This window comes from Nitrosospira sp. NRS527 (assembly GCF_018406445.1).
In the GTDB taxonomy this organism is placed as follows: Bacteria; Pseudomonadota; Gammaproteobacteria; order Burkholderiales; family Nitrosomonadaceae; genus Nitrosospira; species Nitrosospira briensis.
Map to the genome: position 1 here is coordinate 1,396,708 of NZ_AP024515.1, position 24,081 is coordinate 1,420,788.

The 24,081-nt window shown below is 54.2% G+C and carries 20 protein-coding genes; 17 read left to right on the forward strand and 3 right to left on the reverse strand.

The features are described 5' to 3' along the window. The first annotated feature begins 38 nt into the window (after nt 1-38). Together KJS40_RS06230 and KJS40_RS06235 are read left to right on the forward strand one after the other, a co-directional pair. Nucleotides 39-2,279, forward strand: coding sequence for a TonB-dependent receptor (locus tag KJS40_RS06230; protein WP_244859728.1), 2,241 nt, complete (start codon nt 39-41; stop codon nt 2,277-2,279). A 114-nt stretch (nt 2,280-2,393) separates the two neighbouring features. Continuing rightward, the gene (locus KJS40_RS06235) at nt 2,394-2,540 is read left to right on the forward strand and encodes a hypothetical protein (RefSeq protein ID WP_213539482.1); all 147 of its coding nucleotides are present in this window, start codon (nt 2,394-2,396) and stop codon (nt 2,538-2,540) included. 551 nt (nt 2,541-3,091) lie between these two features. Here the strand turns inward: KJS40_RS06235 and KJS40_RS06240 are convergent. Both KJS40_RS06240 and KJS40_RS06250 read right to left on the reverse strand, forming a co-directional pair. Next, entirely contained in the window at nt 3,092-4,303 is a 1,212-nt protein-coding gene (locus KJS40_RS06240) for a hypothetical protein (RefSeq protein ID WP_213539483.1), read from the reverse strand. Between the two features lie 1,075 nt (nt 4,304-5,378). Then, on the reverse strand, nt 5,379-5,687 hold the full coding sequence (locus KJS40_RS06250) for a DUF2007 domain-containing protein (protein ID WP_107730447.1): 309 nt from the start codon (nt 5,685-5,687) through the stop codon (nt 5,379-5,381). A 723-nt stretch (nt 5,688-6,410) separates the two neighbouring features. Between KJS40_RS06250 and KJS40_RS06255 the strand changes: the two genes are divergently transcribed. The 15 genes from KJS40_RS06255 (at nt 6,411) to KJS40_RS06320 (ending at nt 22,593) form a co-directional block, all read left to right on the forward strand. Continuing rightward, nucleotides 6,411-7,862, forward strand: coding sequence for an ankyrin repeat domain-containing protein (locus tag KJS40_RS06255; RefSeq protein ID WP_213539485.1), 1,452 nt, complete (start codon nt 6,411-6,413; stop codon nt 7,860-7,862). Nucleotides 7,863-8,398: 536 nt separating this feature from the next. Further along, nucleotides 8,399-9,328: a universal stress protein gene (locus KJS40_RS06260; RefSeq protein ID WP_213539486.1), complete on the forward strand. Its 930-nt coding sequence runs from the start codon at nt 8,399-8,401 to the stop codon at nt 9,326-9,328. 171 nt (nt 9,329-9,499) lie between these two features. After that, complete coding sequence (locus KJS40_RS06265; protein WP_213539487.1) at nt 9,500-10,360, forward strand: hypothetical protein; 861 nt, start codon at nt 9,500-9,502, stop codon at nt 10,358-10,360. Nucleotides 10,361-10,375: 15 nt separating this feature from the next. After that, nucleotides 10,376-10,792, forward strand: coding sequence for a hypothetical protein (locus KJS40_RS06270; protein ID WP_213539488.1), 417 nt, complete (start codon nt 10,376-10,378; stop codon nt 10,790-10,792). 124 nt (nt 10,793-10,916) lie between these two features. Next, complete coding sequence (locus tag KJS40_RS06275; protein WP_213539489.1) at nt 10,917-11,939, forward strand: HlyD family efflux transporter periplasmic adaptor subunit; 1,023 nt, start codon at nt 10,917-10,919, stop codon at nt 11,937-11,939. Further along, nucleotides 11,936-12,382, forward strand: coding sequence for an ABC transporter ATP-binding protein (locus tag KJS40_RS15235; RefSeq protein ID WP_244859729.1), 447 nt, complete (start codon nt 11,936-11,938; stop codon nt 12,380-12,382). Before KJS40_RS06275 ends, KJS40_RS15235 begins: the two co-directional genes overlap by 4 nt. Beyond that, nucleotides 12,379-13,770 carry an ATP-binding cassette domain-containing protein gene (locus KJS40_RS06280; RefSeq protein ID WP_244859730.1) on the forward strand — a complete coding sequence of 464 codons (1,392 nt, stop codon included), beginning with the start codon at nt 12,379-12,381 and terminating at the stop codon, nt 13,768-13,770. The genes KJS40_RS15235 and KJS40_RS06280 overlap by 4 nt, the downstream gene beginning before the upstream one ends. Further along, nucleotides 13,767-14,996, forward strand: coding sequence for an ABC transporter permease (locus tag KJS40_RS06285; RefSeq protein WP_213539490.1), 1,230 nt, complete (start codon nt 13,767-13,769; stop codon nt 14,994-14,996). Before KJS40_RS06280 ends, KJS40_RS06285 begins: the two co-directional genes overlap by 4 nt. A 243-nt stretch (nt 14,997-15,239) precedes the next feature. Beyond that, complete coding sequence (locus tag KJS40_RS06290) at nt 15,240-16,349, forward strand: ABC transporter permease (protein WP_213539491.1); 1,110 nt, start codon at nt 15,240-15,242, stop codon at nt 16,347-16,349. 231 nt (nt 16,350-16,580) lie between these two features. Beyond that, the gene (locus KJS40_RS06295) at nt 16,581-17,318 is read left to right on the forward strand and encodes a hypothetical protein (RefSeq protein WP_213539492.1); all 738 of its coding nucleotides are present in this window, start codon (nt 16,581-16,583) and stop codon (nt 17,316-17,318) included. A gap of 230 nt (nt 17,319-17,548) precedes the next feature. Continuing rightward, on the forward strand, nt 17,549-18,658 hold the full coding sequence (locus tag KJS40_RS06300) for a hypothetical protein (RefSeq protein ID WP_213539493.1): 1,110 nt from the start codon (nt 17,549-17,551) through the stop codon (nt 18,656-18,658). A 107-nt stretch (nt 18,659-18,765) separates the two neighbouring features. Then, on the forward strand, nt 18,766-19,725 hold the full coding sequence (locus KJS40_RS06305; RefSeq protein ID WP_213539494.1) for a hypothetical protein: 960 nt from the start codon (nt 18,766-18,768) through the stop codon (nt 19,723-19,725). A gap of 59 nt (nt 19,726-19,784) precedes the next feature. Then, on the forward strand, nt 19,785-20,693 hold the full coding sequence (locus KJS40_RS06310; protein ID WP_213539495.1) for a hypothetical protein: 909 nt from the start codon (nt 19,785-19,787) through the stop codon (nt 20,691-20,693). 82 nt (nt 20,694-20,775) lie between these two features. Further along, on the forward strand, nt 20,776-22,008 hold the full coding sequence (locus KJS40_RS06315; RefSeq protein WP_213539496.1) for a hypothetical protein: 1,233 nt from the start codon (nt 20,776-20,778) through the stop codon (nt 22,006-22,008). 153 nt (nt 22,009-22,161) lie between these two features. After that, nucleotides 22,162-22,593, forward strand: coding sequence for a hypothetical protein (locus tag KJS40_RS06320; protein ID WP_025039605.1), 432 nt, complete (start codon nt 22,162-22,164; stop codon nt 22,591-22,593). Between the two features lie 813 nt (nt 22,594-23,406). Here KJS40_RS06320 and KJS40_RS06325 read toward each other — a convergent pair. After that, on the reverse strand, nt 23,407-23,919 hold the full coding sequence (locus KJS40_RS06325; protein ID WP_213539497.1) for a Spy/CpxP family protein refolding chaperone: 513 nt from the start codon (nt 23,917-23,919) through the stop codon (nt 23,407-23,409). Between the last annotated feature and the right edge of the window lie 162 nt (nt 23,920-24,081).

The window sequence follows — 24,081 nt, forward strand, 5'->3', positions numbered from 1 at the left end:
CTTCTTCATATTGGAATGTATCGGTCACAGCAAAATCATTGAAGACGTTAAGTTCGATGCCGGTCACTGCGGTAGTCGTATTGCTCATTCTGGCACCGGCATCAGGTTCCTTGTTGGCACAGCCGGATGCTGAGTCGGATACTCAGTTGCCGACTCAACCAGTCACCCGGCCAAGCGTCTCATCGTCAAGCGCTCTGCCCACCCTCCATCCTGTTGTCATTACGGGTACTCGTATGGAACAATCGAGTTTCTTGCTGCCTATGTCCATTGACGTGGTGGAGGGGTTGGTGATCCAGGACTCCCAGCCACGCGTCAATCTCTCTGAAGCGCTCGCGCGCGTTCCCGGCCTGGTCATTCAAAACCGCCAGAATTATGCGCAGGACCTGCAGGTATCCAGTCGTGGTTTTGGCGCACGCTCCACTTTCGGCATTCGCGGCATACGGATGATCGTTGATGACATCCCTGCTTCAATGCCGGACGGGCAGGGCCAGGCCGCTAACATCAACCTGGGCTCGACCAAGCGCATTGAAGTGCTGCGCGGCCCCTTCTCGGCTATCTATGGCAATGCCTCCGGCGGCGTGATACAGGCATTCACCGAAGACGGCCCGGCGGAACACACGATATCCGGCACGCTGCTGGGGGGCAGTTATGGCACGACGCGCGGCGAGATCAAGCTCGGCGGCACGCTGGGTGGGTCGGGTGCGGCAGATATGGCAGGTGCAGCAGGTGCAGTAGCAGGCCCGTTCAACTATGTAGTCGATATTTCACGTTTTCAAACGGATGGCTACCGCGACCACAGCGCCGCTACACGCTACCAGGCAAGTGCAAAGCTTACCTATCGGTTCAATCAGGATGCCACGCTCACCCTGATAGCAAACGAGCTGCACCAGGGCAATACGCAGGATCCACTCGGGCTCACCCGTGCCCAAGTGAGCGCTAATCCGCGCCAGGCGGATACAACTGCAATCACCTTCAATACCCGCAAGAGTATCGACAATACACAGGGCGGCCTTGTCTATACGCATAAATTTTCACCCGCTAACACTGTCAAGCTCATAGGTTATACGGGAACCCGGCAGATTGAGCAGTTTCTCGCCGTGCCGCGCGGCGCGCAGATTCCGGCCACGAGCTCGGGGGGCGTTGTCGATCTGGATCGCGAATTTGGCGGCCTCGGTTTGAGATGGATGCATCGCAGCAGCGGGGAGCGTCCTCTGACGGTCACTGCGAGCATCGATTACGAGATTTCTAAAGAAAGACGCAAGGGATTCGAGAATTTCTCGGGGACGGCGTTGGGTGTGCGCGGAAATATGCGTCGCAACGAGGACGATACGGTCTCCAGCTTCAGCCAATATTTACAAGCCGAGTGGCAGTTTGCGTCAGCGTGGATACTTTCTGCCGGCGTGCGCCATACGGAAGTGAAATTCAGGTCGGAGGACTTTTTTATCCGGCCCGATAACACCAATGACAGCGGAAATCTGACTTTCCGCAATGTCATTCCAATACTGGGATTGCTGTATAAGGCGACGCCCACGCTTAATCTATACGTCAGCGGGGGGGAAGGTTTCGAGACACCGACTTTTGCCGAGCTTGCCTACAGGCCGGACGGCGCAACAGGTCTCAATTTTGCGCTTCGGCCGAGCAAGAGCCGGAATGTCGAAGCAGGGGTTAAATGGCTGGCTACGAGCAATACGCGTGTCAATCTGGCATTTTTTGAAACGCTGGTTAGCGGTGAGATACTGCCTGCGACGAATTCCGGAGGGCGAACCACTTTTCAGAACGCGGCCGACACGAGGCGCCGCGGTCTGGAATTTTCAGCCGACTCCCGCTTTGGCGCTGATCTCTCTGCCTATTTATCTTATACCTATCTCGATGCTGAATTCCAGGATTCGTATACCTACCTCCGAACCGGAGGGTTTTCCACAACCGTAGCCAACGGTAATTTCCTGCCTGGCGTACCTCGAAATACCGCATACATGGAGCTGGCATGGCGGCGCGGCTTGCCCGGTTTCTCGGTAGTAGCTGAGGCGATCTATCGAGACAAGGTTTTCGCGAACGATACCAATACCGAAGCCGCTAAACGATATGGCATCGCAAATATCCGGTTCTCCTATTCGCATCAGATCGGCGGCTGGAAGCTCAGCGAATTCCTGCGGCTGGACAATATCACCGATACGCGATATGTGGGCTCGGTAATCGTCAACGAAGGGAACAGTCGCTTTTACGAACCCGCGCCGGGGCGGAACGTAATGGTGGGCATGAGCGCAAGATATACGTTTTAACCAGAAGTTGTTCATGCCGCGTTGGGGGCAACATCCCAAGAGCTGATTACAAAGTGAGCTAACCCGGCTTTTCCGGACACATTAAAGGTAGATAATGTGAACGGAGGTGCCAAAATGGAGAAGAATGTTAGGAAACAGAATCCGGAGCGTGAGCAAAATCGCTACAGCAAGGAATTCAAACTTGAGGCAGTCAGGCCTCTGGAACTTGGACAGAAGCCTGCCACAGAGCTTGCATTGGAACTGGGGATTAAACCGTCCTGAAAACGCGGGTTAGCTAACCTTGCATTGTTTCCAGTAACTGGGTTTCAACAGGTGATGGCTCATGTGTCAAGAAGGCTGTGAATATTGGTTTATCTGGCTACTGTGCGTATGCCAGATAACACTTATCGTCGATCCGATGCAATCGTGACCCAAACTCCCGTGAAGTTGGCGTATCAGCGTTGTCATTTGAGACCACGCTTGAATAAAGGTTTGCTCACTTCCTGTTTTAAGTTTCCATCGATAAATTACAGTCAGCACAATTTGTAAATTCCTGATCAACTTATGTAGATACCTCAGAACCCTGTTAAACCGGACAGCATGCGGTTAGTCACCGGTTGCGGATGAATTGTCGGGTTTCACCCTATTTCCACAAATGGTCTGGTTAAGCATAAAGCAGGCTGCCGACGTATTTCCAACTGCCTCCATTTGAATTATGGAATCGCCCGATACTAGCAAGCGAAACCTGTCCGCACTTCAGTCCAGGCTTTATACTGTCCTTTGGATCATCCCAATCGATTGATAATCCGGATTTCCTGACGTCCTGCACAATCCTAATTCGGCTGCAGCGTAATCACCAACACCGATTTACCGTCGACGGTCTGGGTTTGCACAGACTGGACCAGAAACGTTGTTTCAGGCGCAAAGGTGTATTCGATCTTGGTCGGATCATCGGATAGCGGCGTAATGTAGCTCGCACTGCCCCACACCACGGCGCCCACGGGCGGGTTTGCCACGAGAATGATGCCGTTCTGGTACTCCATTGCATCATCCATCGAGTTGCTGAAGCTCCATACCATCTTGGTGGTGATGCTGTCGCCAACCTGGATGTAGCTCGCCAGCGCGTCGGCGAGCGGGATCTGCAGCGGGATCAAGGTCGACCCGGCGTTACGCGGACATTGCAGGAACTCGATACCGAAGTGCTCGGTGCCGAGTTGATATATATCTACCTGCCAGCTGAAGAGCTGCGGTATGGCTCCCGTACCGGTACGCGGCATGGACTGGAAAGCGGCCGTAAGCAGCCGATTTTCCATAGCGCTGAAATTCTGCAGTTCAGTGTAGTTGGCCTCCAGCTGTCGGAGCACGTCCTGCTGGCAGCTTGCCGGCTCCATCATGAACGAGTGCATGTAGTCCACGTTTTGGGGATTGTAGGTACCCCAGTTCGATTCCCATATTGCGGTGGCGATGCTGGGCAGGTCGAGCGGGTAGGGCGGACTGCCGATGCCGGTATACTCGAAGATCTTCATCAGCACCATGCGCGTGAAGGACGCTGTGGTCCAGTCGTACACTGACATTGCGAGCTGGAAGCTCCAGGGCGTGAAGGGGAAGTACTGCTGGCCGAGCGCGGCGATCTGTTGCGTGGTCTTGCCGGGAGCATCTGGAATGTTCTGATAAGGTACGTACTTCTTGTTGAACATCTCGGTGAGATATGCCGCATCGGCGGCTGAGATGGTCGGAAACGGCTTGAGCGACCCCGAGACCTGCGGGTCGCTGCAGTTGTCGAGCTGCACGGTGAAGGTGCCATTGCCGGGCAGCGTGAGGGTGAACGATCCAAAGGGTGAATTGTAGCCGAGCTGCCGGCCGTTGAAGTCCACGTAGGCTGCCCCGTGGCCTGGACAGAAGTCGGTGATGTCGAGAAACCCCTGGCCGTTGACTATGAGGCGGGATGAAATACCGTTGCCGCCACGGTTCGCGTTGAGCGACATGCCATCACTGAAGCTGAGCTGCGTTCCGGTCGGATTGTTGATAGTGTTGAATGACCACATTTTTTTATTTTCTTCTTATGGGTATGTATACGCGACCCGGCGCGTATCAGCCTGGATGTCCCATTTGAAGAACCACAGTTGGGACATACGTTTTAACCGCAGCAATACCCTTGACATACATTGCGATCGGTTCTCAGAGACGACCCATTTTGGTTAGTTATTGATGATGCTGGTATTGCTATTCATTCTGTAATGAGAGTTCCAGGACGTGAATGTATGTCGATTTCAACTCCGCCTGTCGAAATGGCGCCGGTCAAATAAGCGTCTGTGCGTTATGCGTCTCTGAGCAAATCGCCGCTCTATAGCTTGTGGGGGAACAGCCAGATCGTTCAAAGGAGGATTTCCTTCGCCGGTAAGCAGCCAATCAAGAGAGAAATCAAGCTGTGAACGAAGCTCAAGAAGTTTCTTTATTTCCGGCATGGAACCGCCTGTTTCCCATTGGCAAACAGCGGCTTTTGAAACACCGCATAATTCACCTAGTTTGCTCTGGCTAAGTTTATATTTACGACGCAATTGAATAAGCCGGGGGCCCATATTTACCTCACAAGTGCAAACAGAATTCAGGCAGATGAGTAAGCAAGAGAAGTTAAACCTTGTTAGACCACTGCGAAGAGCTTACCGTATAATTTTCGCTATTGTCAATTGTTGGTTTACTTTTAGCCTGCCCCTACCATTAGCGTAGTGGAGTCAACTCACGCAAACGGAGGAAATCGTATTGTTAAGCTTAGGCGAGCTTACGCAACAGCTGAAACTTACCCTGTTTGGCCTGCCTGTTCGGCCGCCATGTAATTCCAGGTCAGGTTGGTGTACTCCAAGCCGAGTGGTGCAGACAAGCTCTCTGCCTGGCGCGATACCCGCCAGCGAGGAAAGGATAGCCAAAACGCAGGTACTGGAGTTGGGCGCGACAACAATAACGACATGGAGCAGGTCGCAATCAGGCGTCGATGATCTCAAGGGAAAGTTCGCCCGGCCCACGAAAGATATCTGCGGCATAATTTTTTTTTGCCAACCGGATTCCCGAGATGCTGATGCAAATCAGGTATTCCCAACCATCATATTTTTCAAGGCATGGGTTTCATTCGAGCCCTGCTCCGCACCGCCAGCATAATTGAAAATTGCGCGGGTTTTCCTCGGTGCATGCCCGGCAGAATACGACGCGCGTTTCAACCGGGGTTTTTTCGAAAGCCCTGACAATTGCCTGTCCTCTTGCAAGATCATTGTCGTGAACGACCCACACCTCCGGATATGCATGGGTAAAAGGGATATCTCCCAGACCGCCCTGCGCGTGTTCATTAAACAGTCTTGCGTCTATGTTGGCGTGTCCGAGGAGATCGAGCTTGATTTGCGCTTCCATGAGGTTGGCGGCAGTACAGAGTTTTTTCATATTCGAAATTTCCTGCACGGTTATTCGCCGAGCTTATCAAGAAATACCCTGCAATAATTCTCTTCAGGGCACATCGCGGATAGATTGACGCGCATGAGCGATCTGCTGATCAGCATAACATAGAAAAAATATCACAGTTCATGGCGACAGAAGCCGCCAGCGAGCAGGGAGAACGGCGAAAGCGGCAGTAAAAGATCGGCTCTCCATCCGGAAAACTCTTCAGCGGAACCCGGGGCTACTGACTGTAGATCAGCGCTAATACCCACTAATCAGTTGGGGTAGTAGCCAATACTCGTCCATGATATAACGGCTGCTGAGCTGTCAGCTTGGATAGGTGGTAATCGGGTTTAACCTAAATCCGGTAGTTGGACGGGGTGAAACCGTGCAATTCACCTCGTAGCGCTTTCACCCGGAAGGTGAGTGTCAAATAATATGAAATATTGTTATTAATCATAATGTTGATCTATAAAATGAGCGATCAACTACCGGATTTAGGTTTAAGTGCAATAACGAAATTATTTATCGCAGTTGCGGGTTCAGTGAGATGGGCGAATTGCGGCGGTCGTGACGTATCGGGAAGCTCGAACTTCCAAGATGAAATAGGGTGTGATTGGGCATCGCCCGGAAGCTCTGGCTCGTGTGATCGATTTTCCTGCTCTTCCTCTTGCTGCCGATGTTCATGGACAAAAGCCGGAGGAATGAAACCATACCAAGGAGATCTGAATGATTGCATCGCGAGGAATGCGTATTTTTGGCATGATGGTGGCCTTGATGGGCTTATGCTGCGCTTCAGTAACCACCTGGGCTGACAGCGATCTTCTTGTCGCTGCTAGAAGGGGTGATCTTTCCCAGGTCAAAACACTGCTTGGAACTAAAGCCGATGTAGATGCCAGGAGGGGAGATGGCGCCACAGCGTTGATGGCAGCATCGACTACAGGTCATCTGGCAGTAGTGCAGGCATTACTTGCCGCGAAGGCCGATGTGAACGCCAGGATGACCAACGGTGCCACCGCACTGATGGCGGCTGCTGCAGTGGGCAACCGGCAGGTGGTGCGGGCGCTTCTCAATGCGCGAGCCGATGTGGACGCTAAGGCAAACGATGGTTTGACAGCGCTGCTGATCGCGTCGGAGGGCGGTTTCCCCGGGATCGTACAAGCGCTGCTTGAGGCCAAGGCCGATGTCAACGCCAGCACCGGCAATGGCGTGACCCCGCTAATGGCGGCGTCGCAAGAAGGATACCGGATAGTCGTGCAAACGTTGCTCACGGCTGGGGCCGATGTAAATGCCAGGACAAGTGATGGTCTCACAGCGCTGCTGATCGCGTCCGAGAATGGTCACCAGCGGGTAGTCCAGGAACTGCTGGCCGCCGGAGCCAACGTCAATGCGGGCATGGACAATGGCACAACGCCCTTGATTATGGCATCACAGAATGGGCACCAGATGGTGGTGCAGACATTGCTCGCCGCGAAAGCTGAAGCAAACGCCAGGACGCAAGATGGTCTCACGGCTTTACTGATGGCATCGGAAATGAACCACCCGGACGTGGTACAGATGCTGCTCGCCGCCAACGCCGATGTGAACGCCAGGACGAACAATGATGTCGCCGCATTGATCGCGGCGGCGCAGGAAGGTCACCTGATGGTGGTGCATGAGCTGCTTGCCGCCAAGGCCGATGTGAATGCTCATGCAGATAACGGCGTGACCGCTTTGATACTGGCATCGGAGAGGGGCCATCATAAGGTGACACAAGCACTGCTCGCGGCTAAACCTGATATCAACGCCAGGACAACCGACGGGGTTACCGCGCTGATGGCGGCGGCGAAGGAAGGCCATCAGTTGGTAGTGCACGAGTTGCTGGAAGCCGGGGCCGATGCGAACATCAAATCGAACGGCGGTATTACTGCCTTGATGGCGGCTGCGAAGGATGGCCGGTTGGAAGTGGTATATGTGCTGCTTGCCGCCGGCGCGGATGTAAATGCCAAATCGAAAGATGGCTTCACCGCGCTGATGATGGCGTCCCAGGATGGACGCCAGGAGGTTACACGCGCGCTGCTCGACGCGGGCACCAGCTTGCATGCCAAGTCAAAGGATGGTGCCACGGCGCTAAAGATAGCGATGCAGAATGGTCACCAGGAAATAGTGCAGCTCCTCGAAAAGGCCGGCGCCAAAAAATGAAACCGGCGGATTCTTTAGGATAATCGGCTTGGTCACGGCCGCTGAAACAGAGGGGTTGCTTCTCAGAGGAATGACTTCTGACCTCTGTATGGCAATATCACAGCCTGAGGCGATTCGCTCCGTTTGCGAGAGGTCGCGCTCGCCATCCCATTAATGGATCGTCTCAAAGCGCTGCCACGCAGGGCCGGCAATTTGATATGCTCATCTCTCCCATTCCGGCTCCAATCCCGGGCTCGCGGGATGGCGGCACCATCGTCAAGTGCATTGACTTCAACGTGTGTCGGCCCTTTATCAGCGAGCGGAGCCGTATGCGTAGATCATTACGTCAGTGTGCTTTATTAAACCTGAATCCGGCAGTTGGACGGGATGGAGTGAGCTCACCAAAAAGGTGAAGCTCACGGGATACGAAAAATCCTTTTCGGTTATGGCGCTGAACCGGAAAATGAGCGGTCAACTGTCGGATTCAGGTTAATTTATGGCGGAGTTTCAGGGCAAGCCAGTGGTACCGGGGCTTCAACTCCTATTGAGGAGATGACGTGCAAAACATCAGAACAATTCTTGTGGCAACCGATTTATCCGAGTTTTCCGGCCGTGCCGGGACACGCGCCGCAATGTTGTGCGCCAGCCTGAACTGGAAGTCGGTCGAGTTGTTGAATGTCAAGGAAAGAGGCTTACCCGACGCGCTGGGGCTTGTCCTCAAGAAAACACCCACGGTGGCCGAGGCCGCCTTGGTTGAGCGCGCCATGCGCGAGTTGCGGCATATCTGCAGTTTGTTGCAAGACAATCATGGCGTTCGCTGCACAAGTACTGTCAAGTTTGGGCGGCCAGAGGCGGAAATTGTTGCCAGGGCAGATGAATTAGCCGTGGGATTAACGGTGATAGGTGCGCATGGCGGCAATTTCTTTACTGACCTTTTTCTTGGCAACACCGCCGATAAATTGGCCCGCATGAGTAAAACTCCCTTATTACTGGTAAAGAACCAGACTACAGAGCCTTATCGCCGGGTATTGGTTCCAGTAGACTTTTCTGAAAATTCGCGGCGCGCGGCGCAAATGGCGCTGGAAATTGCGCCGGATGCGCATATAACTTTTCTGCACGTGTTCGATGTCGTGCTGGAAGAACAAATGCAATACCTGAATGCTGCTCATGACACCATCCACGACTATCATGTCAAAGCCGCGGAAGAGGCGCGTCTCGATTTAAACAAGTTTATAGCGGGCCTTCAAGCGGGTCGCGAGGCTGATCATCGGCCCGGCCGCCACTCTTTTTTCCGGACAGTCGCTTTCGGTCATCCGGGGCACGTCATTTACGACCACGCCAAGTCTATAAAGGCGGATTTGATCGTGATGGGAAAGCATGGGCGGTCCCGCTTCGAGGAGTTGCTGCTGGGAAGCGTCTCACGCCATGTCATCGAGCAATGTTTTTGCGATGTGCTGATTGTGACGGGGCCGCTCCAACTGGCGTAGCGGAAAAGAAACTTGGCCAGGTCTTCCCGGCATTCCCCAAACTCAGCAACGCGCAACGCCGCCCTTTTCCGTCTACAATAAAAATGAGCTGAAAAGTGGAACCAGCATCTCAATCTCCGCGATATTCCAGTTCAGAGAACATCCGTTATTTAGTGCTATAGGAAATAACCTATGGTTCGTGCTCTTGAAATAACTGGACTCCTCCGGTTGGCGTTAACCATGGTCTTCCTGGTGACTTCTGTGTCCGGATGTGCCAATTTCAAGGAAATAAAAGCATTTGCGTCGCTTTCATCGAGTGCTGCCACCCATGATGCGCTTACAAGGGACTACATCGGGGCACTCGACAGGCGCAAGCAATATCAGCCGCAGAAATTCCATAGCGAACTGGAAGCGCAGAAGATGCGCCGGGAAGCGCAGCGAACCAGTCTCGATGTGCTCCAGCAAACCGTGGCGGATTACATGCAGGGTCTTGGCGGTCTGGCCGCCGGCGAAATCCGAACCTATGATAAGTCGCTTGACGACCTCAGCGACCGCCTCAATAAAGTGACGCTGCTCAGTGATGACGAGAAGGACGCCGTTGGCGCGCTATCGACCCTTCTTGCGCGTACTGTCACGGCCGCATACCGGGAGCACGAAATCAGGAAACTGATTCGCGATGGCAATCAGCCGCTTCAGGAGGTGATCAAGGCGACCCGCAAGATTGTCGTGAAGGGCATGGCCGCCGATTTGCAGGTCGAATCCGCGCTGGTGGAAAGGTATTACGATAATTTCATACTTGCGCCAAATAATCCCCAGGAACCCATTGCAATGGCATTGGCAAATGAGGCCAAGGTAGAAGCCCTCGGCCGTGTGGATAATCGGCTCCACGCCGCCCAAAGTTATGACGTTATATTGGAGAAAATTGCACAAGGCCACCAGTATTTATTTGACCATCGTCATAGCCTTGGCGATGAAATGCTGGAACGGCAATTCAAGCCGTACGTCGATGCGCTTCGGGCAGCGTATGCTGATTTACTTGATGTCTCACGATAAAAAGAGAACAAGGCTATGGACAAGCTTTCAGCGGATGAGGCTTTCGAACTAGGCAACCAGTTTCGCGATGCTGCGATTATGCTTGGAGACTGGCGTTTCAAAAACCGGGCCAGCCTGAGCAAAGCCCAATGGGATGAACTCGATGAACAGGAGATTACGCTTCTAAACGCCGCCTCAAGCATTTACGCCAGTGCGGTAAGCCTCGTCCTGAAGGATAGCCAGGCTCCAGTTGTACGCCTGCAGTCCAGCGTAGAGAGCGCCAAGTCCGCGATTCAGCATATCGCAAGCTTCAAGCAGGTGCTCGACCTTGCCTCGGCGCTGATCCTGCTGGCTGGCGCAATTTCATCCGGCAACGCGGCGTCGATTCCCGCCGGGATAGTGGCGTTGGAAGATGCCGCCGAAGCTATTATCGGGCCCCGTGATCCGGTTTGATGATGGCGCTGAATAGCGGACTGAGGTCTTCAGCACAATGATGTCCCGGCTTCTTGTGGCTGGTATTGGCCTATATCGGTCGATCTGAATTTGAGCTCCGCGATGGATTAAACCGACCTCACTCATGAAGAAAAGGCTTGTCCTGGTGGCTGTGCTTGTCATCATCGTCGCGGTGGTGGCAGTTTGGTATTTCACCCGGCAGCAGAATGATAACGATACGCTCGTGCTTTTCGGCAATGTCGATATTCGCCAGGTCTCGCTAGCCTTCAACGGGAGCGAACGGGTCGCCGATATGCGCGTGCAGGAAGGCGACCGGGTGGAGACCGGACAAGTCCTTGCTACGCTCGACACCCGCACCCTGAGGCTGCAAATCGCTCAGGCCGAAGCACAGATCAACGTACAGGATCAGGCCTTGTTACGGCTGAGGAACGGAACACGCCCCGAAGAAGTGGCTCAAGCCAAGGCTGAGGTCGCTGCTGCTCGCGCCGACGCGGATCTCGCCGCACGACTCCTCAAACGTTTGCAAAATATCGAGCACGCTGCCGACCAGGCGGTCAGCCAGCAGGATCTGGATAGTGCCCGTTCACGCCAGCGTGTGGCCCAGGCACAGCTGGAAAACAACCAGAAGGCGCTGCAATTGGCTGTGATCGGTCCACGCAAGGAAGACATCGCCCAGGCCGAGGCACAATTGAACGTTTCGCAGGCTGAGCTGGCTTTGCTCAAGCACCAGCTCAGCCTGTATGAATTGAAGTCGCCCATCAATGCCGTCGTGCGCTCGCGCTTGCTGGAACCGGGCGATATGGCTTCACCGCAACGTCCGGTGTATGCGCTAGCGATTACCGACCCGAAATGGATACGCGCCTATGTATCGGAAGTGGACCTGGGCCGCATCAAGCCCGGCATGAGTGCGCGCGTGGTCACTGACAGCCATCCCGATCAATCGATTCCGGGCCGCATCGGCTATATCTCCTCGGTTGCTGAGTTTACCCCCAAGATTGTGCAGACCGAAGAACTGCGCACCAGCCTGGTCTATGAAGTGCGTGTCTTTGTCGAAGATGTCGGTGATCGCCTGCGTCTGGGCATGCCGGCCACGGTGCTCATCTCCTTGCAAGACGAGAAAAATCTCGCTGGAACGGGGCATCGATGAGCGACCCGCCAGTAGCGCTGATTGCAAATCGCATCCATAAACGCTTTCTGGTCAAGGAAACGGGGAAATCGACTCAAGCGGTCGCTGACGTTTCGCTTGCGGTGCAGATGGGTTCGCTCACGGCCCTGGTTGGTCCTGATGGCGCGGGTAAGACCACCTTGCTGCGGATGATAGCCGGGCTGATGACGGCCGATGAAGGTCGGCTTGAGGTATTGGGCATTGATGTGGCAGCCGACCCGCAGGCGGTGCAGGACCGCATCAGCTATATGCCGCAGCGCTTCGGCCTGTATGAAGACCTCAGCGTGCAGGAAAACCTCGACCTCTACGCAGATCTGCATGGCGTGCCGCAAGCAATTCGCCGGAAACGCTACGCAAGGCTCCTGGAAATGACCGATCTGGCGCGCTTCACCGCGCGTCCGGCGGGCAAGCTCTCTGGGGCATGAAGCAGAAACTGGGCCTGGCCTGCACCCTCGTGCGCTCACCCGAGTTGCTGTTGCTCGATGAGCCGACGGTGGGTGTCGACCCATTGTCGCGTCGAGAGCTCTGGGAGATTGTTCAGCAAATGATTGACGATGAGCAGTTGACGGTACTGGTTACCACTGCTTATCTGGATGAAGCCGAGCATTGCGCCCGTGTTTTCGTTCTTCAGGAAGGCAAGCTGCTGGCTGAAGGCACCCCCGAAGAAATTCGCCAACATGCGCGCAACCTGTGTTTCGTCGTTACACCGCCGCGAGGCCAACCATCGCGTATTCTACAGGCGCGCTTGCTGGATGACGCCGATTGCATCATTGATGCGGTTCCTTACGGCGGTGCTGTGCGCTTCATCCGCCGCGCCGAGGTGGACGGGCAGCGCCTGGACAGCTTGCTTGGCGGTATTCCAGCCACAGCGGTCGAAGCACGCGTGGAAGACGGGTTCATGGTGCTGCTGCGTGAACGCCACGATGTGGCCCCGCTGGATACGGCGGCACTGAAGGCCACTAGCGGAATGAGAAACGAAGGTAACGGTGAAGATGATGCTAAAGGAGGTGAAGATGATGCTAAAGGCGAGCCGGATGAAGTTGTCATCGAGGTGCGTGACCTGGTGCGCAAGTTCGGCGATTTTACCGCGGTGGACCATGTTTCATTCTCGGTTCGGCGCGGCGAAATCTTCGGCCTGCTGGGCCCCAACGGTGCAGGCAAGACTACGACCTTTCGAATGCTTTGCGGCCTTCTGCCGGCCACAAGCGGTTTTCTTCAGGTCGCCGGCTTCAATCTTCTACGTGCTCGCGCGGTAGCACGCCGCAGGATAGGGTATATGTCGCAGAAGTTTGCGCTTTACGGTGATCTCTCGGTAATGGAAAACCTGGCGTTTTTCGGTAGCGCATATGGCTTGTACGGCAAGCGCTTGCGCGAGCGCATCGATACCGTTATGCAACAGTTCGACCTCGAGGGCAGGGAGAAATCGCCGAGCGGGCAATTGCCCGGTGGATTCAAGCAACGCCTGGCGATGGCGGTCGGCCTGTTGCACGAGCCTGATATCCTGTTCCTTGACGAACCCACCAGTGGCACCGATCCGCTTAAGCGCCGGGAATTCTGGCGGCGTATCACTGCGCTGTCGGAGGTAGGTACGACGATTATCATTACGACCCATTTCATGGAAGAGGCCGAGTACTGCGACCGTATTGTCATCCAGGATGCCGGCAGGCTGCTGGCACTCGGCACCCCGGAGGAGGTACGGATGCAAGCCGGTGGAGAGGGCGCCCGTTTGGATATGGAAGAGGCCTTCATCCGCATCGTCGAGCAGGAGCGGCAGAAAAACAGTGAAAGTCCCGCCAGGGAAGCCAACCCATGAGCAAAGCCGGAACAGAGGCAGGCAGCAAGCAACCTACCGCGTATAAACCGGGCAAAGCGGATAATGGGTACGAGGGACATAAAGGTATCAGGGGATTCCGGTCGCGCCTGATCTCTCTGATCCGTAAGGAAATTCGCCAGCTACTGCGTGACCGGAGCAACCTGGTCATCGGTATCGGTCTGCCTTTCGTATTGATTCTGATTTTCGGCTATGGACTTTCACTCGATGTCAGGAATGCCACGGTGGCGGTGGTGCTGGAAGATCCTTCGCCCATGGCGGCTGATGTCATCGCAGGTCTGGAACTCTCCGCATATATCTCGCCGGTAGTGGTTACCTCCATGCATGACGCGCAGCGCCTGATGCTGGCGCGCGAGGTGGATGCCATCGTGCAGGTGCAGAGCGATTTTTCGCGCCGACTGACGGCTGGGAACGCGCAAGTGCAGTTACTGCTGCATGGTTCCGACGCCAGTCGTGCACTTATCATACGCAGCTATGTCAGCGGCGCCTTGGGCCAGTGGGCCCAACATCAGAGCGATCAAGGAATGGTTACAGGAGCAGGCGTGGACAGTGCCCCCTCGGGCTCGGTTACGCTGATTCAGCGGATGTGGTTCAATGCGGCCAATACCAGTACCTGGTACCTGGTACCTGGGTTGATCGTACTGATCACGACGCTGGTCGGCGCCTTCCTCACAGCGATGGTAATGGCCCGGGAATGGGAACGCGGCACGCTGGAAGCATTGTTTGTCTCCCCGGTGGGGCCCAACGAGATACTGCTGGCGAAGATTATTCCGTACTTTATGGTCGGGATGCTTGGCCTGGGCATGTGCCTGCTCGCCGCGCGCTTCCTGTTCGAGGTGCCAATGTACGGTTCACTGCTGATAGTGCTTGGCAGTTCGATGCTTTACCTGCTGGTGGCGTTGGGCCTGGGCCTGCTGATTTCTTCGGTGACCCGGAACCAGTTCCTGGCCAGCCAGCTTGCACTGATCACCAGTTTCATGCCGGCACTGATGCTATCGGGCTTTTTTTTCGATTTGCGTAATGTGCCGACTGTCATCCACCTTATCGGCAATGCGCTGCCGGCTACCTATTTCATGGAACTGATCAGGACGTTGTTCCTGGCGGGCAACATATGGCCGCTGATTTTCAGGAACTGCGCGATCCTGGCGGGCTATGCCGTAGTGCTGCTGGGGCTGGCACGAGCCGTCACGCGCAAGAAGCTGGATTGAACCTAAGTCCGGTAGTTGACCGCTTATTTAATAGATCAGTGTCATGATTAATAACAATATTTCATATTATTTGACGCTCATCTTCCGGGTGAGGACGCTACGGGGAGAATTGCACAGTTTTTGCGGCACATGGCTGCGTTGCAACTTCTTGGAATGGAATGACCATTCCAAGGAGTTGCGCCTTGCCCTGCACCTCAAAAACCGTACACTTCCCCCCGTCCAACTACCGGATTTAGGTTGAAAATGCTGGATTTCCTGCGCCGTATCGCCAGCCTGTGCCGGAAAGAGTTGCTGGCTATTTTCAAGGATCCCGCTAATCGCGTCATTCTCGTCGTTCCATCATTGATAGAGAGTTTTCTTTTCGGTTATGCGGCCACCTATGATCTGACCAATGTGCCTTACGCCTTGCTGGATCAAAGCCGTGGCTCCGCATCAACCGAATTGATCGCTCACCTGGACGGTACCGGCGTATTTCATCGTATCAAAATGCTGCAGACGCAGAGCGATATCGCACGGGTAATCGACAGCGGAGATGCGCTGATCGTGATCCAGATCGGACCAAGGTTCGAGCAACAACTGAACGCAGGCGAATCCGCGCCGGTGCAATTGATCCTGGACGCACGCAATTCGAATACGGCCGGCTCCGCTGCGATCTATGTCGGTGCAGTCATCGATTCGTTTAACGCGACGCTGCGCGGTGGAACCGGCCCGCCGCTCACCATCGAATCGCGTGCCTGGTACAACCCGAATCTGGAGACCCGCTGGAATCTGCTGCCCGGCTTGATTGCCTCGTTGAGCATGATACAAACGCTGATGCTATCCGCGTTGTCCGTTGCTCGGGAGCGCGAAAATGGCACTTTTGACCAATTGCTGGTGACTCCGTTTTCGCCAACGGAAGTCATGATCGGTAAGGCTATTCCAATCATCATGATTGGCTTGACGCAATCCACCATCGTACTGTTGGTGGCGCTGTTCTGGTTCAATATACCGATGGCAGGTTCACTGGTGACGCTCTACGCCGGGTTGGGCCTGTTCACTATTGCCAGCGTCGGCATGGGGCTATCGATCTCGGCGGTTTCGGCAAACATGCAGCAAGCCATGCTTTACACTTTCATGCTGATCATGCCGCTGATACTGCTTTCCGGACTGGCCACGCCGGTGCGTAACATGCCGCCATTCTTGCAGACCGCCACTTTGATCAACCCGTTGCGCTTCGCGATCGATCTGGCGCAGCGCGTCTACCTGGAGGGTGTCGGGTTGCTCACAGTCGTCCATGACCTGATTCCACTGCTGGTCATATCTGCTATCACACTACCCCTGGCTGCCTGGTTGTTCCGCAACCGTCTTTTGTGAGGACTGTAAGGAACTGGCTGTGCCTGTTCTGCTTCCGTAAATGAAATATGCCTGCGGATACGCCCGGCTTTTTTCGGCTGCCTCAAAATAACGGGAAGCTTATTCCTCGATCAAAGTCATGGACGCCGCAATCTCATTCTTGCCTTTTCTATTTTCTAAACTATAAAGAACATAGAAACCGGTCGGTGCACAGTACTGTCTGGCCCGCCTCCAACGTTCCTGGGAACTGATATGGAAAAAATTCTGGAAGTTACTGAAATCGCACTTGCCATTCTGGAAAGTTTCCCGCCCAAATTAAGTATTACGGCATCGGGTACCGTGCCCACCGGTGGCTGGTCCAATCCCAAGCTGGATCCTTACATCTATATCCAGGCGCCCCCGGATGGTATTTACGATTTCGATTTTGTTGCAGATCCTCCCGAGGGAGTTGCGACGCAGGTAATTTCTCCCATCGAAGCCGTTTATATCAGGGAAAATTTAACGCCAGATGTGAAAGGGGTCCGGATACATGCTTCGCAAAATTCAAAAATGGCGATGCTGGATAATTCCGGTCAATCTGATCGGCATCCCAATCGCTTTACCCTGAGCGATTGCGACGGCCATACGCACATCGTATTTTTTCCCCAAGCGCTCACTCCATTGGGAGCAAGCGAGTCTCCTGCAGGTGCGCAATTTCAATACGATGGTCCGGAAGGTCAGTTGATATTCCATGGAGAAGATATCACCCAGGAGCAAACTATTCTCGGGTCGCTTATCTCAGTCACTCTCAGACCGGATGCCGATGCGGGTGGTATCGATTTCGCGCTTGTTCTGCCTCCGGTTAATCTGGGAGGTGAAGCACGGCAGAATTTCGAAACACTGGGAATCAAGGCACGCAGCAGGGGCCGTGTGATAAACCCGGCCGGCGCGGAATTATCTTACGATGTATTGAAACTTAAAGGTATTGCGGAAGATATTCCCATTCTTTGAGCCATCGTTTGAAAGTAATGGAAGGAGCGCCCTAAAAGGCCCTTTCAAAATTCTTGATGTTTGTGTGTTACCGCACCGAAGGAGTCTGGACACACTTTTATATTACTTCCAGATTATAGCGAACGGCGTTTAGTTGGCTCGAAAATCGAATACAGGATTTCAACTCACGGACAATCAGCGGCGACGAACTGCCGCATTTATGACGTTATGATAAATCCAAGGGGAAACTGGTGAGCGCTTCGGACTTGCACCCTCAGTTGCATCATATGGCCACTGCCGCATCCGGCGATCAACCACATCATACGGGTTCCGATCACACCCACCCGGAGGCGCATCAGCACGTTGCGCACACCGAGGAATGCCCCGCGTGTGCAGCGGGCCGTAACGACCACCCGCTTCCTAAAGAAGTAATCGATATGATGGCCAGCCGCGAGCACCGTATGCACCACTGGCTCTGGCATGAGGTGCGGAACAACTGGTATCAATACCCACATGATATTCAGCAGAAGATCGATGAACTTGGCTGGAAACCACCCCGGCCGGTTCTGGATGAAGGCGGTAACCCGAATCTCGAAAATGATTCCGGCGAAGATTTTCTTTATATGCACCGGCAGATGATCGGGGACGTCAATGCTATCCTCAAGCAAGTCGGGGACCCGAATTATCCGCGCGTACAGGGCTGGCTGGTACCGCCGCCGCCGGATGATGCAAGCTACCCCGTGCCGCCAGCCTGGTTTGATCCAGGGGGGCAAGATCAGGCGCCCTTCGCGAATCTTGATCGGATCAAATCCAACATCTTCTATGAGAAACGCTTCCGTTTTTGGCAAAAAGCGTTCATTGATCCCGTATTTCTACGTAGTGTAACCCTCGGAAAACTCGGTGGAATCATAGAAATGACGATTCATAACGCCATGCATATGAGATGGGCGGCCTCCACGGGCACCGTTCGTCCTGATCCTCTGCAAGCCACTGGAGATATCGATCCAACGAGAGGTGAGGTGATTGGCGTGGAATGGGATGACCCACGGTACGATTTTTTGGGGGATACGTATTCAAGTCACGTCAACCCCATATTCTGGAAACTGCACGGCTGGATCGATGATCGGGTTGAGGGCTGGAAGATCGCCAATGGCGTGTTCGGGAATAATTTCTGGAAAGGAACATGGATAGGGAAGATGCCGGGCCACGAGGAGATGGCCGCCCCGCACGCATTGCATGGGATGCCAGAGCATGCGGTTTCCCTTATGGCCGAGTCACAGCAAGTCGTGAATCTGATCGCCCAAACGGGCGTTTTTCACCATAACCCATTCATGCCATCGTTTTCGATTGAAGCATGGTAGGAATGCAAGGCTTTAAGCTAGTTCTGGCAGCCAATTAAGAAGGGCCTGGAGAATTGGCAATAAAGGAATTTGCATGAGAGGGGATTTTTACCAACAGCAGCACATAAATGAAGGAGATTCTTATGAACGGTTGCCCACAACTTGAAGCCCAACGCGGTTATGGCGGCTATCCGTCACTTGAAGCCCAACGCGGTTATGGCGGCTATCCGTCACTGGAAGCCCAACGCGGTTATGGCGGCTATCCGTCACTGGAAGCCCAACGTGGTTACGGTGGTTATCCATCACTGGAAGCCCAACGTGGTTACGGTGGCTATCCGTCGCTTGAAGCCCAGCGTGGTTACGGTGGCTATCCGTCGCTTGAAGCCCAACGCGGTTATGGTGGCTATCCGTCGCTTGAAGCCCAACGCGGTTACGGTGGCTATCCATCCCTGGAAGCCCAACGTGGTTACGGCGGCTATCCATCCCTGGAAGCCCAGCGCGGTTATGGCGGCTATCCGTCACTAGAAGCCCAGCGCGGTTATGGCGGCTATCCATCCCTGGAAGCCCAGCGCGGTTATGGTGGCTATCCATCCCTGGAAGCCCAGCGCGGTTACGGCGGCTATCCATCACTTGAAGCCCAACGCGGTTACGGCGGCTATCCGTCGCTGGAAGCCCAGCGCGGTTATGGCGGCTATCCGTCGCTGGAAGCCCAGCGCGGTTATGGCGGCTATCCGTCGCTGGAAGCCCAGCGCGGTTATGGCGGCTATCCGTCGCTGGAAGCCCAGCGCGGTTATGGCGGCTATCCGTCGCTGGAAGCCCAGCGCGGTTATGGCGGCTATCCGTCGCTGGAAGCCCAGCGCGGTTACGGCGGCTATCCATCGCTGGAAGCCCAACGCGGTTACGGCGGCTATCCATCACTGGAAGCCCAGCGTGGTTACGGTGGTTATCCGTCGCTGGAAGCCCAGCGCGGTTATGGTGGTTACCCATCACTGGAAGCCCAGCGCGGTTATGGTGGTTACCCATCACTGGAAGCCCAGCGCGGTTACGGCGGCTATCCATCACTTGAAGCGGTACGTGGTTGTCAATAATCCATGAGCAGCCCGCGAGCCTTTTCTGAGAAACGTTTTTGTAATTGAGGAAAGATACGGTGACCCCTCCCGTTCCTGAACAACTTGTCGATGCGATGGCTGCCCGGGCATGTCGAATGCATTACTATCTTTGGCATGAGGTGCGTGACAATTGGGTAAATTATCCAAAAGACCTGCAGGATGAGTTGCGGAAGGCCGGGTGGGAACCACCCCGACCAGCCTTGGATGAAAATGGCGATCCGTTCGTGAACAATGGTTCTGGCGAGGATTATCTCTACATGCATCGTCAGACTATCCAATATGCAAACAAGATTCTCGCGCGGGCAGGTGATCCGAGCTATGGGCGTATAGAAGGCTGGCTGGAGATACCATGTCCGGATGACCCCGACTTTCCCGTTCCGGCACCGTGGTTTGATCCGGGAGAGTTCCCGGTAGTCATCCAATTCATGACGCGATCCAAGACCGACCTTACCTTCGCGAAGTACCTCAAGCCCTGGGAGAACATGTTCACCGATCCGGGGTTTTTGAAGGATATAAGTCTCGGCATGCTGGGCGAGCTTATCCACACTACGGTGCATGACACGGTGAAGCGGAGATGGTCGGCTGTTCCCGGTGCCAGGCGCCCCGATCCTGGTCCCGAGGTTGAGACAATACCGGTCAAATGGGACGACCCTCGGTACAACTACCTCCCTGATTTTTATTCGATGCAGATTAATCCCGTGTATTGGAAGTTTTATGGGTGGGTGGATGATCGAATTGAAAGCTGGAAAGTAGTTCATGGCGTTTTTGGAAGCAATTTCTGGCAGGGTAAATGGATGGGGAAGATACCTGATGCGGCAGAAGGAGCGCCCGCTGGGCTCTACGAGAGACTCGAAGATCCGGCAGTTGCCAGCGTGCACGCGGCAGAAACTGAAAAGCTACTTCTGACCATCGGACGCCGCCTTGCATCCGGAGATTCACCCACATAGCCTGGCGAGATGAGCAGCTGGTCATTATTGATAAACAAAGGTCTGGAAAAATAATTTTCCCGTACCGATACTGGAGACTGCTATGGCAGAGATTGATCCCAAGCTAAAACAGGCTAAGACGGCCGTGGAAAAAAATCTGCTGAATCGCCCGGGAGTTACGGGAGTAGATATCGGCTTTAAGGAAGTAGGAGGCCGGCCCACCAATACCATGGCGATTCGCGTGCTTGTCGAGAAAAAACGGGATGTTTCGCCAGCGGATAGTATTCCCCAGGCCATTGAGGGATTTCCCACTGATGTGATCGAGCGAAGGTTCGTATTGCAACCTTTGGCCGTGGATGCCCTTGATCTCGTCCTGGAGGCGGATATGAAAGAGTATCCCGTTTTAAAGGGCGGGATGAGCATCGGTCCGTGCCGCCTGGTGGACCGAATGACTTGGGGTGGAACCTTGGGCGCGCTCGTCACGGATAATGCGACCGGTAAGCCCATGATCCTGAGTAATTTTCATGTGCTGTGCATCGACAAGTCGTGGTCCGTCGGCGACGCGATTGTGCAGCCCTCCCGGATTGATGGGGGCAAGTGTCCCGGTTCGGAGGTCGCTATACTGAAGCGCGGGATATTCGGCGATCAGGTTGATTGTGCAGTAGCGGAGCTTTCGGCCCGTCAGGCAGACTGGGAAATCCTTGATATCGGCAAGATAGCGGGAACCAATAAGGCAACCCTCGGCGAGTCCGTGCGGAAGCGCGGACGGACCACGGGGCTGACCTACGGCATTGTCGATACGGATGAACTCAGCGTGAATCTCGACTTTGGACATGGTATTGGTCAGATTCAGCTTACTAACCAGATCGGAATAAAGCCCGATTCAACCCGGAATGCGAAGTTTGGCGACAACGGGGACTCCGGCTCCTTAATACTCAATGATGCCAACGAGGTTGTCGGCCTTTACTTTGCGGGTGACCCGAAAGATCCTTATGGCTTAGCAAACCCCATCGCGGCGGTTTTGGCGGCTCTGGATGTGAGCATGAGCACTCAGCCAAATCAACCAGGTCAGACGGGCCAGCCAAATCAACCGGGTCAGACGGGCCAGCCAAATCAACCGGGTCAGACGGGTCAGCCAAACCAACCGGGTCAGCCAAACCAACCGGGTCAGACGGGGCAGCCAAACCAACCGGGTCAGACGGGTCAGCCATGCCAGCCATTCGAGGAACCGGCGCTTATTCCCTATCCGCCCCCTCCGCCGTTTCCCCCGCAGCCGCCATTTCTGATTCCCTACCCGCCCCTGCCACCATTGCAGCCCGCGCCGGGGATTTGCTAATACCATGGGCTCCACAATATTTACCTTGCATTCATCGTTTGTTCGGGGTCATCGGAGTGCTGAATGGATATATGCAGGGGCGTCACGCCTTAAGTCTCACCGGTCATAAAAAATACCGATGAGTTTCATAAACAAAATCAAGAGGTTCGAACCATGACCATGCAAAACTGCATTTTGCCTCCACATTCGGTACTAGGAAGCTGGACGTACAGAAGCTTTATCAACGAACCCGATGTTTCGAAGGAATTCAATGCGCTTGAGTTCGGAAGGGGAGAACTTATCATCGAAGAATTCGGTCCGGAAGTGTTTGCGGGGCGACTGTCCTTCGGTGATACCTATCAATTCCGGTTATCGGGCTGGACGACTTTTGTTCTTCCATGCACGGTACGATTTCGGGGGATTGGCGACACCAAGGATTCCTATGGGCAGGTCTATGACTATGTGGGTTTTTTCACTCCGATGTGGTCGAATGGCATCAATCAGCGTCCAACGCTGACAGGTTCCGTGGTACGCACGGTCCCTCACAGTGATGGCCGGGCCAAGGCGGGTGATGTCACTTCCTGGATTGCTGTAAAGAGGGATTAGGAATCTTCTGAGCAGGTCGCTCCACAGCAGCTTAAAGATTATTCCTTACGTGACATTAGCTCGCAATCCCACGTTGGCAGCGGCGGCTTTTGCCAAACCGCTGTTGACACTGTCGTCAGGCGTTACACTTTACCCGGTTGCCGTATTCATGCTAGATCGTAGCCAGAACCTGGGCTTTGGATTCAATCTGTTTCCACAGATGAGATGCTGCGGTTTTGTGCCGTCCCTCGGAAGGTTCGTATGCACCTTCCGACAAACTCATCCTCTGGAAAATTGTGAATGCAGAAGGAGCTTCCTGGGCTACCCCATCATCATTTACCGTGATGCAGTTAATGTCTTGGCATGATCCTGCCGTATACCCTCGACGATCAATCGCTTTAACGGAAACTATCAGGCATCAATAAGGAGAGCTTCATGCCGAAATGTGATGGGTGCGGTAATGACTACGACAAATCTTTTCAAATTATCGCTTCCAGTAAAACCTATACTTTTGATAGCTTCGAGTGTGCAATACAGATGCTCGCTCCCACCTGCGCGCATTGCGGAGTGCGAATCGTAGGTCATGGTCTGGAAAAGAACGGGATAATATTCTGCTGTAACCATTGTGCGGAGCGAGAGGGTGTGACGGAACTGCGTGACCGCTTATAACGCATCCGCGTATTGCGCTTGCTCGACGGTTGCATCGATCCGGTGTCCTTTCGGTATTCGTTGCCCCTGCCGGCACCTATTCATGAGTTCGCAAACGAAGCGTATGAATTTCAGATCGATGAATGACAGCGGCCGCTTTGGCAAGCCGCTGTCGGTCGTTACGCTTTATCCCTTATCGTGATGCTCATGTCCGTCATGCCCGCCATGCTTGTGCTTCGAGCGCATCTGTTTCATCTGTTCCCGTTGCGTATCAGTCAAAATCTGCTGAATATCACTGCGTATTTTGCTGCGCTCAATGACCAGGTTTGCCACCAAGTCACCTCGTTCTCGTGCCAATGCTTGTACCCGGCTATCGTCGCTGCTGCCATCTCGCCCGAGTTCTCTTAATGCCTTGCGATTTGTCCGCATCTTTTCCTTAATCGCTGTCATTTGCGGCTTCGACTTTTCCAAAACGGTTTTAACTGATGAACGCTGTTCCGTAGTAAGTTGGAGGCGATCCGCCATCTTGTCCAGGAAACGCCCTTCGCCTTTCATGCCATGCCTCATCATCCCGGCATGTGTGCCGTGATGACATCCCCTCGCGCGATCTTTAGAATCCGTATCAGGTTGCGGAGCTGCCAAAGCGATACTGCTTACTAATAAACCACCTATCAGCGAAATTTTCATGATTGTTTTCATTAGCCAAATCCTCTTGATTGCATTGTTAACGAATGTCGCCATGAACCTTCACGGCTTGAACAAAGAATAAGGCCAGGCAATGTCAAGTAGGGTTAAGGAAGCGTAAATTTGTGTAAAGAAGCCAGAGGCCGCTATATTTGTTCGTTCTGATTTGGCAATATT